Source organism: Sinorhizobium numidicum, assembly GCF_029892045.1.
In the GTDB taxonomy this organism is placed as follows: Bacteria; Pseudomonadota; Alphaproteobacteria; order Rhizobiales; family Rhizobiaceae; genus Sinorhizobium; species Sinorhizobium numidicum.
On record NZ_CP120368.1, the window covers coordinates 1700146 to 1712710 of the forward strand.

The 12565-nt window shown below is 60.4% G+C and carries 9 protein-coding genes and 1 pseudogene; 6 read left to right on the forward strand and 4 right to left on the reverse strand.

Going from position 1 to position 12565, the window contains the following annotated elements:
- Positions 1-1714: 1714 nt before the first annotated feature.
- The gene (locus tag PYH37_RS19310) at positions 1715-2350 is read right to left on the reverse strand and encodes a response regulator transcription factor (protein ID WP_280736099.1); all 636 of its coding nucleotides are present in this window, start codon (positions 2348-2350) and stop codon (positions 1715-1717) included.
- Between the two features lie 493 nt (positions 2351-2843).
- On the opposite strand from PYH37_RS19310, the gene PYH37_RS19315 reads away from it, so the two are divergent.
- On the forward strand, positions 2844-3236 hold the full coding sequence (locus PYH37_RS19315) for a response regulator transcription factor (protein ID WP_280733043.1): 393 nt from the start codon (positions 2844-2846) through the stop codon (positions 3234-3236).
- 69 nt (positions 3237-3305) lie between these two features.
- Here PYH37_RS19315 and PYH37_RS19320 read toward each other — a convergent pair whose 3' ends face one another.
- From PYH37_RS19320 to PYH37_RS19330, 3 genes and pseudogenes are all read right to left on the reverse strand, one after another.
- The gene (locus tag PYH37_RS19320) at positions 3306-6452 is read right to left on the reverse strand and encodes a PAS domain S-box protein (RefSeq protein ID WP_425336101.1); all 3147 of its coding nucleotides are present in this window, start codon (positions 6450-6452) and stop codon (positions 3306-3308) included.
- A 157-nt stretch (positions 6453-6609) separates the two neighbouring features.
- Positions 6610-7082: pseudogene (locus tag PYH37_RS19325) on the reverse strand (class I SAM-dependent methyltransferase).
- Positions 7083-7105: 23 nt separating this feature from the next.
- Positions 7106-7768, reverse strand: a complete 663-nt coding sequence (locus PYH37_RS19330) for a YybH family protein (protein ID WP_280733045.1) — start codon at positions 7766-7768, stop codon at positions 7106-7108.
- A 1022-nt stretch (positions 7769-8790) separates the two neighbouring features.
- On the opposite strand from PYH37_RS19330, the gene PYH37_RS19335 reads away from it, so the two are divergent.
- The 5 genes from PYH37_RS19335 (at position 8791) to PYH37_RS19355 (ending at position 12496) form a co-directional block, all read left to right on the forward strand.
- Positions 8791-9579: an ABC transporter ATP-binding protein gene (locus tag PYH37_RS19335; protein WP_280733046.1), complete on the forward strand. Its 789-nt coding sequence runs from the start codon at positions 8791-8793 to the stop codon at positions 9577-9579.
- A complete protein-coding gene (locus PYH37_RS19340) occupies positions 9576-10448 on the forward strand; it encodes an ABC transporter permease (protein WP_280733047.1) in 873 nt (290 codons plus the stop codon). Before PYH37_RS19335 ends, PYH37_RS19340 begins: the two co-directional genes overlap by 4 nt.
- The gene (locus PYH37_RS19345) at positions 10448-11080 is read left to right on the forward strand and encodes a hypothetical protein (RefSeq protein WP_280733048.1); all 633 of its coding nucleotides are present in this window, start codon (positions 10448-10450) and stop codon (positions 11078-11080) included. Before PYH37_RS19340 ends, PYH37_RS19345 begins: the two co-directional genes overlap by 1 nt.
- A gap of 180 nt (positions 11081-11260) precedes the next feature.
- A complete protein-coding gene (locus PYH37_RS19350) occupies positions 11261-11470 on the forward strand; it encodes a hypothetical protein (RefSeq protein ID WP_280733049.1) in 210 nt (69 codons plus the stop codon).
- A gap of 33 nt (positions 11471-11503) precedes the next feature.
- Positions 11504-12496, forward strand: a complete 993-nt coding sequence (locus PYH37_RS19355) for an ABC transporter substrate-binding protein (RefSeq protein WP_280733050.1) — start codon at positions 11504-11506, stop codon at positions 12494-12496.
- The last annotated feature ends 69 nt before the right edge of the window (positions 12497-12565 follow it).

A 12565-nucleotide genomic window follows, 5' to 3' on the forward strand; every position in this document is an offset into this window, starting at 1 on the left:
CCAATCGCCTGTTCGCTGTTCAGCCGCCAGCCGGCTGGAGAATCGTTGCCGTTGCGCCGCTCATCCTCGTCGGCGTCCTTGCGCAGGATGGCAGCCGTCGCTGCAGGACGAGGCCGGTCCCAGGCTTCCTTTGTCTTGCAGTCCCTCCGGTTTATCGCGTCCCTTTCTTCGAGTGGCTAATCACACCTCCCGCAGTTATCGCCCTTTCGTCTCGGCTGCAGGAGTGCTGGGAGCACGATGGACCCGTAGACGTCTAGAGGTTGACCACAGACGGGCCTCTGTAGGAGATCCCGGCCGTCGCCATTGCTTCCAGGTGGTTGTACAGGCCGATCAAGCGGGCAATCTTTTGGGCGGGCCTAATTGGGTAAACGCCTTGGCGCCGGCCCGCCAGCGGCCGCGAGAAGCGAGACGGCCACCTTCTTGCTCAACGAGGAACACTTGCATTGACACCGCCTCGGCCCTGTCGTTGGGCAAGCGTACGGCCAACGTGACCTCTCTAGAGGCGGCACGATGATGGAAGACTTCGTCTCTCGGCTCGCCGGCCTTGCGTCCGGCGGCCGGCAACTTGTGGCGATTGCGGGGCCGCCAGGCAGCGGCCACCACAGCTGCAGAGCGGGTTAGAAATGCGTGTCGCCGACAATCGGCTGAGACGCCAGATTAAATTCATCCTTCTGGAGCGACCTAGACGACCGTATAGGTCATCCCTTCCTCCTTGGTATCCAATCCGTCCTCCCGATCAATAGTCGGATCGCGGACCGTGCTGCTATGGTCAGTGAACATCCTCCCGAGGGGCCGCGCCAAGAATGGTTAGTACATACGGCGCTTCGAGAGGCGGAGCCGCCTGAAAAGACGGAGTCGGTTACGGCGGATCGAACTCGATAGAAAGCTTCGCAACCGAAGCTGGCCCTATTTACCATCGAGGAAAACGCATCATGTGCAAGCCAGCAGCTATTCTCTTTGCAGCCGTAACCGCTGCTCCAGCGGCGGCACATGATGCTACGCCAACGGCGGCGCACCCAAACGGATGGACATATCCATTTTCGTGCTGCAGCGGAATGGATTGCCGCGAAATCCGAGATCAAGCGGTACTCGAAGGCCCTCAAGGCTATGTCATCAAGCTCACTGGGGAGCTCATATCCCCAAGGGATACTCGCATCAAGTACAGCCCGGACGGGCAGTTTCACCAATGTACTGTAGCTGGGGAGCCCACAGGTCGCACCATTTGCCTCTTCGTTCCTCCGCGTTCCTTCTGAGGATTGTGACCATGACACAGGAACTAAACCGCGTCGAAATCGATCTGGTCCCGTTGAAGCTATTCTCCCGGCGTATTTCGGAAGGCTGGACTATGCTACCAGGCAATCCGCTCCAGATGCTGCCAGACTTTCAGCCAAGGTCGAATGGTGAATCCGAAGCACATTTGATGACGTTTTCCGTCATGCCACGCGAAACACGCGCGCCCCTCGGGGGTCTAGCTTTGCACGCCCGGACATCTGCCTTCACCCTGTACGTGACTGGGACGCGGTTCGGACTTTCGTGCTACTCGCTCGGGCTTTTCCGCCTGGTAGAGGACTTTGAGGAGCTTTGCCTTTCGGAGCGCTCCGTGACTATACATTAAGGCAAGCGATCGGCGTCCTTCAGAGGGTCTGTCGCCGACTAGACGAGTAAACCGGCCAGGAAGGGTGCTGACCATAACGGTCCTGCAACTTGTGCGGACTTAAGAGCCTTGCGGCTCTCCTGACGCGACCTTTAGCTTGTCCGCCATGCGGGCGAGTTCGGGCAAGGACTTAGCGCGCATCTTCTGCATGACCTGGCTGCGGTGAACCTTCACCGTAATTTCGCTCACGCCCAGATCGGCGGCAATCTGCTTGTTGAGCCGTCCAGTCACGACCAACGCCATCACCTCGCGCTCCCGGGGAGTCAGGCTGTCGAACCTCGCGCGCAACGTCGCCAAGGCCTTTTCATTCTCAAGCCACACACGGTCGCGCGCCAGACCGACGTGTACGGCGTCTAGCAGATCCTGATCGCGGAACGGTTTTGTCAGGAACTCGATCGCGCCCTCTTTCATCGCTCGGACAGACATCGGAATGTCGCCATGCCCGGTGATGAAGATGATCGGGAGCTGAATGTTTCCCCGCGATAACTCTCGCTGAAAATCAAGACCGCTTTGTCCAGGCAGCCGGACGTCCAGCACGAGGCAGGTCGGCCCGTCGGGTCGCCCAGATTTGAGGAAGTCGCTCACAGAAGCGAGAAGTTTCACTTCAAAGCCGACGGATCGCAGCAGGCTGCCAAGCGCGTCGCGGATCGCCGGATCATCATCGATGACGATGACGGTTGCTGGCACCTCGGTCATCGTCAGTGCTCCCCAAAGGGAACTGGCCCTTGCAGACGAGAGCTGTTTGCACCCGTTAGGGTATCGGGGGGAGCCCGAACGGCAGAGCGCCGACAATGTGTTGAGAACACTCCGCTCTCTCCTCGGCCAGTGCGAAAACGCAGTTCCTCGCTTATCAGAATGCGCGCTAATTACCTCAGCCACAAGGCCAATTGCGAGGCAATCGGGTGGCCGCCTGAGCGTTGCGCCTCCCGCGGGCTGCCATCGATCGCATGTCAATGCGCGGCTAAGCAGCGAGGGCACTGGTGGACCAGTACCGACAGACCCGGCGAAACCAAGAAAATCTGCGAAACCGGGAAGCTCTCGCCTGCTGTGGCACCGCAATTCTCAAACGATCTATACCATCGTATAGCTTCCTCTGGCTTTGTTGCCCCTAGATGCTGATGTATGTTTAGCCACCGCGCCGTAATACTAGATTTTCTCAAAACGTTCATCGCGAATTTTGGAGGCGGGAGTGCCAACCAAGAAGCCTCTGATTGCGATCGTTGATGACGACCAATCAATGCGCGAGGCTACCAAGGGCCTCATGAGGTCGCTGGGATTTGATGCCGAGGCCTTTTCCTCTGCCGATGACTTCTTGAAATTCCCCCATCTCCGCCGCACGGCCTGCTTAGTAACGGACATCCATATGCCGGGAATGAGTGGGCTTGACCTACATCGCCAGCTCGTCGCGTTGGGGGAGAGCATTCCGACCGTTCTGATCACTGCCTATCCGAATGAGAATCTGCTCGCGCGCGGGTTGGGTACGGACATCGTCGGCTATCTGGCAAAGCCGTTTGGTGAGCAGGATCTGCTGGATTGCATCCGTTCTGCGCTGGCGCGCGGTACCGACGGCGAAAGTGATTGATGACGGCCGCTGATGCCGGGCATCTGCACGTCTAGGATGGGACAGGAGGTGTCGCCCGGAGCTGCCGCCTCACACGGCCGGCGTTTGACCGCCATGCTCGCCAGGAGCGCTCCCGTCCTGGTCTGAAGGCAGGGTGAATTGAAACACAGCTCCGCAAGGCTCGCTCGCCGCGGCCCACAGCCGCCCCCCGTGCGCCTCGATGATCGACCGGCAGATGGCCAGGCCCATACCCAGACCCTCCGCTTTCGTCGTGTAAAACGCCTCGAACACCCGCTCCACATTCTGCGGCGCCAGCCCCACGCCGGTGTCCTGCACTGCTACCAGCACGGCCTCGGATGCGTGGGGTCGGGAGCTGATCAGCAGCTCGCGTGGCCGGTCCTCTACCTTCTTCATGGCCTCTATGCCGTTCATCACCAGGTTTAGCATCACCTGCTGCAACTGCACCCGGTCGCCTGCAACGCGCGGGAGATCGTGTGCCAGCTCGGTCCGCAGCAGGATCCGATGGCGGCGCACCTCACCATCGACGAGGGCTAGCGAGTCTTCGATAAGGCCGTTCAGGTCCACTTGCGCCGTGGCGGTGGCCGTCTTCTTGAGGAGCGCGCGCACCCGGCCGATCACCTCGCCGGCCCGGTGGCCGTCCCGGACAATGCGCTCCAGCGTTTCCCGCGCTTCGCCGACGTTGGGAGGATGGCTGGCGAGCCAGCGCAGGGCCGCGTTGGCGTTTGTGACCACGGCCGCCAGCGGCTGGTTAACCTCGTGGGCGATGGACGAGGTCAGCGCCCCCATCGTCGTCACGCGCGTGACATGCGCAAGTTCGGCCTGTGCCTTCTGCAGCGCCTCCTCGGCCCGCTTGCGGCCTTCGATGTCTACGAGGAAACCATACCATTTTAGGACGGTTCCATGCTCATCCCGCAGCGGCACGGCACTTTCTAACCACCAGCGATATTCGCCGTCAGCCGCACGACGGATCCGCACCTCAGCCTCGAACGAGTGGCCTGTTGCCAAGGACGTACGCCACTTGGACATATATTGCTCAAGGTCCTCAGGGTGAAATCGGGCTTCGGGTTCCCAAGTCCCTCCCGACGTTCCGTCGAGGGACAGGCCTGTGAACTCCTGCCAGCGCCGGTTGATGAAATCGACACGGCCGTCGGGCAGGGCGGTCCATACCATCGCTGGAACTGTCTCGATGACCTGGCGAAGCTCTTCTTCACTCCGTCGGGCTGCCTCTTCGGCGCGCTTGCGCTCGGTGATGTCCTCGCACACGATCAGGATGACGGGTCGCCTCCTGATCAGCATCGCCCGCGCCGTCTCGCGGACCCAGAGCATCGAGCCGTTCTTGCGGATCTTGCGCAGCTCCCAGCTCATGGCGCGGCCGAGATGTTCGAGGCAGGCGGCCGCATGCCTTTGGACGGCGTCTCGGTCCGCCTCGTAAAAAATGTCCTGTACGGGACGGCCGATCAGTTCGTCGACCGTATAGCCGAGCTGCTCCGCCCCAAAGGGATTCACAGACACGATGGTGCCGGTCGCGTCCACCATGAAGTACATCGTCGGATTGTTCTCGAATACGGCTCTCCACTGCTCCTCGCTGTCTCGCAGCGCCTCTTCCACGCGCTTGCGCTCGGTGACGTCCTGGATCGTACCAAACATGCTGCGCGGGCTGCCCGACGTGTCCCTTGTCAGATCGCCCTGACTGTGGACAATGCGCACCTCGCCGTTTGGCCGCACGATCCGGTACTCCAGGTCGTAACGAGATTCGCCACGCACGGCCTCCGCCGCGGCATTGTTCCAGATCGGCCGATCCTCTGGATGTATCCTCTCAATCGCCTCGGCAAGACCGACCACCGTGCCTGGGCGCGGAGTGAGTCCAAAGATGCGATATGTCTCGTCTGACCAGGTAAGACAGTCCGTGCCGAGGTCACGTTCCCAGTAGCCGACATGGGCGACGCGTTGAGCTTCTGCGAAGTTGGCCTCGCTTCGACGTAGACCCTCCAACGTCTCCTTGAGACGGGAAGTCATGAGAGCAAACGCTTGGGCAAGCAGGCCGACTTCATCGGTTCGAGAAACCTTCGGCACGTCTCGCCATTCCCCCTTTGCGATCGCGTGCGCGGCCCGCGTCAGGGCAGTCAGCGGCCCCAACGTGCGTTCGACCGTCCCTAATCCGAGGACCACGAATGCAGCGACGATGACCGTGCCGATGCCAACAGAGACATAGGCGGCGCGATACACAGGCCTCAGGAAATCCGAAGCTGGTACCGCCGAGATGATGGTCCACTTAAGTGCTCCGGGTGCAACGCGATCGACCGCCGCATAGATCCTGCCGCGCTCAGGGTCAATGAAAGAAAATACTCGCGGCCCAGCCGACGAGGCCCCGGCGATGCCTGGGTGCCGACCAAGATAGCGGGCGGTTTCGCGGACAATGGGATCGGTGGCCTCTGACGCCTGCAGGCGCAGATGCCCGCCATCGGCGCCGACGGTGACGGGTGATACTCCTCCCGACGCGCCAATCAAATGTCCGGTGGCATCGATGATGAAGGCCCGCCCGTTGTCGCCGATTTCGAGCGTTTGCAAGAATCTCGAAAGCTGAGTCAGGATGAGATCGATCCCGCACACTCCGACGAAGTTGCCATCCTTGTTGAAGACTGGGGCGGAAAGCGAGACGCCCAGGATCGGCTCGACCAGACCGAGATAGGGCTCGGTCCAGTATCGCTCGCCCGTCTCCTTCGCCTGCGCGTACCAGATCCTCCGACGTGAATCGAATGCGCCTTCCGACTTCCGCAAACGGCCGACCCTGCCGCCTGGCAAGGCTTCGAATTCGCGCACGACGCCGGCGCGAAATTCATCGGTCATCAGAAACACGCCGCTTGGGTCTGCCAATCGCCCGACTGAAACGAGCCCGCCGGCCTCGTTGCCGAAAAACAGCCAGTCGACACCCGGTTCTTCAGCGAGCAATGCATAGAGCTCGCGTGCGACAGCATGTTGGTTGGCGAGTGGCACGTCGTGACGAACAAGACCGTTGGCCAAACGGGATACCGCTTTGTCGGCGCCGTGTACCAAATGACCAACGTCGCGATGCACAGCCTGCGTCGCCTCTCGGATCAGGCGTTCTGACATGATCGAGACAATGACGTTTCCCGTCCAAATCCATAAACCGGCTAGGACAAGGCTTAGAACGAGAACGACGCCGGCGACGGGGAAGATTAAGCGGTGCCGTAACATGATCGCCAAGTTTCCCCCAGATAATCAGATGAATATTCTCTTTCGCTTATATTGCTCCCATGGATCGGCGCCGGCAATCCGCGCCCAGTATCGATGCCGGGTGGGTGTCCGATCCGTCCGTGGACGCAAGAAGGCTCGCTCAGCACTGACGTCGGCGCTATCTCCGGAGTCGAATCTTGAAAGCCGGCCGGGCATCGAAAAAGTGGCCACGCCTTCGGCGCACCGACTGAACGGCCCCGACCAAGAAAGCGAGGAAACCAATTCGATGCGGATCGCTACAGGCAACGACCAGCACCCGCCCTCCAGGTTTGACAACCCGCGTCATCTCCCGAATGCCCTTCGGCATGTCGGAAACAGCATGACCCCAAACTGCGATCCGGCCATGTCGAAGCTGTCATCGCCAAACGCAAGCGCGTGCCCGTCCATCGCGCGGGTGTCTATTTGCAGGCTTTCCCGGCTGGCGCGCTCGCGCAGCAGGCGGAGCATGACGGGCGACTGGTCGACCGCGACCACCTCGGCGCCGATCCGCGCTGTCGAGATGCTGAGGGCACCGCTGCCCGATGCAACGTCGAGGAAGCGCGCGCCGGGACAGAGACCTGCCCGGAGTAGAGCCTCATTACCGAGCCACATCTGCGCAGGGCAGGGACTGAACGTCAATTGAACGTATGTAGCTTGATCTTCAAGCTGCCATCGGCCTGTCGCTCGAAAACATGTGTGGCAATTCCGCCCCACGGCTGGTCCTTGCCCTGAGCATCCTTGCCCTTCGCCGACCATTTCGCTGCGCCGTAAATCAATTTCTCGTCGCCATCCACCCTGATTGCCTCGAGCCTGTGATCAGTGGCGCCCGTACCGAATATGCCGCTGAAAAACTTTTCAACGCCAGCAGGTCCTTCGATTACGTCATGACTGGGGGGAAGAAGAAGCGCGTCCTCAGTATAGAAGGTGGCAACCGCCTTAGCGTCCCCCTTTCCGAAGGCCTCGTCCCAAGCCGTGTAGGCGGCCTTGACATCGTCTTCAAGGGGACCGGCCCGAACCTCCGTTGACGCCATAGAGATGGAGCATGCTGCAAGCGCAATTAGCCAACTAACGCACGTCGTCGACATAGCTTTCCTCCTTATAATTGTAATTATGCTCCTGCTATTTTCATAGTATATCAAAGAATTCGCGATCTCGAACTTCCTCGGCTGGAAGAAGGAGCTGGCCTCGAGCAGAGAGTGCACGCGGGAATAGTTTAATAACGCCGCATACGGTGTGGCATAACATGGCAGATACGAGTTAATATGGAGGTAAACTATTGATTTCACTGTGTCTGCCATAGAAGGACGCCTATCAGAGTAAAATAGCGGCGGCCACCCCGGCATCATGGGTGGTGCACGTCTTCCGAATGCCGCGCCCCTGCTATCGGCATCTGCGGCCCCGTGGATGTCCACTGGTCCCACGCTCGCGCCGGGAGGTCCGGGGTCTCAAAAGCAAGAAGACGCCGTGTACGTCGGAACCGTAGGGCGAAGCGACGTCATCCTAGTGTCTGTTTGAAATCAGCGCCATCTCAGTTAAGCTATCTGCCGCACCGAGGAATTACACAGATCCGATGGGTCGGACCTGATGTACTTTGTCGACTAAGCTGGATGTGCGGTGCTCTATGTCCGCATATTGTTTATCACTGCTTTTCTCGGGGTCTCCAAGCCTCTTCAGTGCCGTCGCGCAGGAGCCTTCGCCCGCGCCGACGAACAAGACGGCTCAAACCGAACGGGTTTCGGAAATTAAGCTGGGCTATCATCGTGCCTATGCGCCCCAGCTTGCCCTTTCGGTGCTTGACGTGCGGCCGCGCGACGAGGGTGTCGCGGGGGCGAAGGTGGCCATCGGCAACAACCTCTCGCGACGCAGCTTCTGTCGATACCCGATCTCGCTCGCGATAAGGACGTCCTGATGTTGAGCGCCACTGAAGACCCTCTGCGCGAGGAGGAGTGCGGGGTCCACACCGCCTCAACGCGCACCATGCTCGCCGATGGGCTGGCGCAGTATCTGATCTGGAAACAGTAGCGCCGATGGGTGCTGGTCTACGGCTCCCATGAGCCCGATAAGCCATTCGCCGATGCGCTCCGCCGTGCCGCCACGCGCGTTGGCGGTAAGATTGTCGCAGAAGAGGAGTTCACCGATACTGGTACAGCACGGCGGACGGACACTGGGAAGGCGCGATGCAGGTGCAGTCCACGACGATCCGACAAGGTGGCTCGCGTGACCGTTCCAGATCTTGCCGACGAGGCCATGCAATGAACGATCACCATCAAATAGGCTGGGATGGGGGTTAACTTTGGTGTTCGCGGAAGAAGACGGCACCATGCAGCATGTGAATGCGAATGATGGAGTTAGCTTGCCTGCCGCACTTGACGTGTCGGCGGTCAATTATTGGTATGGCCAGAAGCAGGTTCTGGCTGACATTTCCTTTTCAATTGCGCCGGGGCGCTTTGCCGTCTTGCTTGGCCTCAACGGAGCCGGCAAGACGACGCTGTTCTCCTTGATCAGCCATCTCTATGACGCGCGCCACGGGACGGTCCGCATCTTCGGCCACGACGTCAGCCGGGAGCCGGGTGAGGCGCTGCGCCGGCTCGGCATCGTGTTTCAAGCGCGCACGCTCGATCTCGATCTCAGCGTCTACCAAAATCTCTCCTACCACGCGTCGCTGCACGGCATTGGGCGGCCAGAGGCCTTGTCGCGGATCGGGACGCTGCTTGCCCAGATCGACATGAGTGACCGGTTGCACGAAAAGGCGCGCAGCCTCTCCGGGGGACAGATGCGTCGCATCGAAATTGCGCGGGCTCTGTTGCACCGGCCGCCGCTGCTGCTGCTCGACGAGGCGACCGCTGGGCTGGACATACACTCGCGTGCTGAGATTCTCGCTATCATCCGTGAGCTCGTGATTGCCGAGGGCATCAGCGTCTTTTGGGCGACCCATCTGATCGATGAGGTCGAAGACAGCGATCATGTCGTCATACTCCATAAGGGCAGGGTGCTCGCTGACGGCACAGTCGACGACGTCGTCCGTTCCTGTGGCGCCAACAGCATTCGAGAGGCGTTCGCGATGCTAAGCGGGGTCGCTCCGGTTACGGTGGATGGAGTACCTCGATGACCTTGCAATCTGCCGCAGGCCGCATTCCCGCCGAGCCCACCACAGAACGTGGCTTCAGCGCCCGTCAGTATCTCGTGTGCCTCAAAGGCATCCTGATCCGGGAAGGACTTCGCTTTCTCAATCAGCGAGAGCGCTTCGTCTCGTCACTGGTTCGTCCGCTTCTGTGGCTCTTCGTCTTCGCCGCCGGCTTCCGTCAGGTGCTTGGTGTCTCGATGATGCCACCCTACAAGACCTACGTGCTTTATGAGGTCTATATCACGCCCGGCCTGTGCGGCATGATCCTGTTGTTCGGCGGCATGCAGTCCTCGCTCTCGATGGTCTATGACCGGGAGATGGGAAACATGCGGACCCTGCTGGTCAGCCCGTTTCCGCGCTGGTTCCTCCTGGTGTCGAAGCTGCTCGCCGGCGTCACGGTGTCGATCATGCAAGTCTATGCTTTTCTGGCGGTAGCCTGGTTCTGGGGCGTCAATCCACCATGGATCGGCTACCTATTGATCCTACCCGCGCTGTTCCTGTCAGGGATGATGCTGTGCTCGCTCGGCATGCTCTTGTCGTCGATGATCAAGCAACTGGAGAATTTCGCGGGGATCATGAACTTTGTTATCTTCCCGATGTATTTTGCCTCTCCAGCGCTCTATCCGCTGTGGCGCATCGAGGAATCGAGCCCGCTTCTCCACAAGATCTGCCTCGCAAATCCGTTCACTTATGCGGTCGAACTGATCCGCTTCGCCCTCTATGGACAGATCGACTGGGGATCGCTCATGATCGTGGTTGCGTTCACCGTGCTGTTTCTGGGCGGCGCGATCCTCGCCTATGATCCATCAAACGGCTTTCTCGGCCGCAAGCAAGATACCGGAGGAAATGCCTGATGCGGTGGCCATCCCTCACGCGCATCATCCCCGCCGCGGCAGTCGCTGCAATCCTTGCCTGGCCGGCCTTGGCCGCGCAGGGGGGCGACCCGGACTGGCCGTGTATCCAGCGCAAGGTTCCGGAGCTTTCGCTCGGCCAGTTCTGGACCGGTACCGAACTGCCCCAGACGGCCGCCGACTGGTCCAAAGATGCGGGCATTTCTGCTTTGGTGAGGGAACTGTCGGCGCGCCGCGTGCCGCTGCCGGAGGCGCAGCAAAAGATTAGAGGCTACGCGGAAGGCCTGCCGGAGGGCGAGAGGGAACCGCGCATGACCATGCTCGTGCAGGGTCTGTTCGATCATATGAACCGAGAGCGCTCGCACGTTATCGCCGGCATCGCACGCTACGCCCACAGGCAGAGGGACATGGCGGAACTCCTGCGGCAGGAGACTTCTGCCGTGGATGCCTTGCGGGCGAACGCCGATGCCGACCCGAACGAGCTCGCTCTGCGGAGTGATCGGCTCGCGTTTCAGATGCGTGTTTTTCAGGAGCGCGCGCAATCACTGAGCTTCGTCTGCGAGGTGCCGACGCTAATTGAGCAGCGCTTGTACGCTCTGGTCAAGACGATTGCGGAAGCGCTGAAAGCCAGATGAGCACCGCGCCTCCCGCTGCCGAGCGGCGCCTCGCAGGATAATTGACGCTCGTTTGTCGCACGCGTATCCTCGTCGCAGGCTTTCCATCAGGGCACCTCGTGAAAGCCAATCTAACGGATTCGCATGCGAAGCGTGCCAATCAGGTTCTTTCTGCGCGCGTTCGCGCAGGGAGGTGCTCAAGTGAACCTCGTCGATCTCGTCCTGACCGTCTGCGAGTTGGCCAACCCTACGAGTTGCCGCACCGAGCATCTGTATTTCGAGAGCCGCGGGTCGCTTGTCCAATGCATGCTCTTGGCCCCGACCGAGATCGCGAAGTGGTCCGAGCGCCATCCGGGGCTGAAGATCGTGCGATGGACATGTGTCTTCCCTGAGAAGGGCCGGGAAATTTGACGTCGCTGCAAGCATCTGCTGGGAGATAGCATCATGAACATATCGCGGCGCGTGTTTTGCGGGGTGGCCTTGCTGGCTGCTGCAAATCCTCTGGGATTCCGTGTCTTGGCAAACCCATCCGCTCCGAAGATACGGGTGGGTGTCCTGAAATTTGGCACGGTGAACTGGGAGCTCGACACCATCAAGCACAATCGATTCGACGCGGCCAACGGCATCGACGTGGAAGTCGTCTATTTCGCTGGCGAAGACGCCACCAACGTAGCAATCCTGGCAGGCGACCTGGACATCATCGTTTCCGACTGGTTGTGGGTATCGCGCCAGCGTTCGCAGGGCGAGGATCTCACGTTCGCACCTTACTCGACCGCAGTTGGCGCTATCATGGTCAAGGAGGACGCGCCAATTCGTGGCATCCCCGACCTCGTGGGAAAGAAAATCGGCGTAGCCGGTGGATCGCTCGACAAGAGCTGGCTTCTGATCCAAGGACTTGCACAGCGGGACTACAAAATCGACCTGACCAAGGAGGGCGACATCGTTTTCGGCGCGCCGCCGTTGCTGTCGGAAAAGGCCATCTCCGGCGAGCTCGATGCGGTCTTGAACTTTTGGCATTTCTGCGCGCGTCTGGAGGCAAACGGCTTTCGCCGCCTAATCGGTGCCGACGACGCAGCCAAGGCGCTCGGGGCGTCGGGACCGGTCTCTGCGCTGGGATATGTATTCCACGACGAATGGGCGAACGAAAAGCCGGATGCGGCGATGAGCTTTGTCAAGGCAAGCGCACAGGCCAAGAAACTTCTGGCTGATTCCGATGCCGAATGGCAGCGTCTGGCACCTATAGTGAGAGCCGAGGGGAGGGAGCTCGAGGTGCTGCGCGATCGCTATCGGGAAGGCATTCCAAACCGGCCTCTCTCCGAAGAGGAAAACGATGCCGCCAAGCTGTACGAAGTCCTTGCAGACCTGGGCGGCGAGAAGCTCGTTGGCGAGGCGCGGCAGATGGCTCCTGGGACTTTCTGGGCGGCATTGAAGACATGAGAGGATTCGGATCGGACAACGGGGCATCTATAAGCGGGCGCGCGCGCACCGTCTCTCGCGGGAGTGGCA

What these genes read in the sequence shown, in the direction of transcription:
- PYH37_RS19310 (WP_280736099.1), bottom strand. Translation starts at nt 2,350, where the DNA reads ATGACCGAGGTGCCAGCAACCGTCATCGTCATCGATGATGATCCGGCG.
- PYH37_RS19320 (WP_425336101.1), bottom strand. Translation starts at nt 6,452, where the DNA reads ATGTTACGGCACCGCTTAATCTTCCCCGTCGCCGGCGTCGTTCTCGTT.
- PYH37_RS19330 (WP_280733045.1), bottom strand. Translation starts at nt 7,768, where the DNA reads ATGGCAGACACAGTGAAATCAATAGTTTACCTCCATATTAACTCGTAT.
- PYH37_RS19335 (WP_280733046.1), top strand. Translation starts at nt 8,791, where the DNA reads ATGCAGCATGTGAATGCGAATGATGGAGTTAGCTTGCCTGCCGCACTT.
- PYH37_RS19340 (WP_280733047.1), top strand. Translation starts at nt 9,576, where the DNA reads ATGACCTTGCAATCTGCCGCAGGCCGCATTCCCGCCGAGCCCACCACA.
- PYH37_RS19345 (WP_280733048.1), top strand. Translation starts at nt 10,448, where the DNA reads ATGCGGTGGCCATCCCTCACGCGCATCATCCCCGCCGCGGCAGTCGCT.
- PYH37_RS19355 (WP_280733050.1), top strand. Translation starts at nt 11,504, where the DNA reads ATGAACATATCGCGGCGCGTGTTTTGCGGGGTGGCCTTGCTGGCTGCT.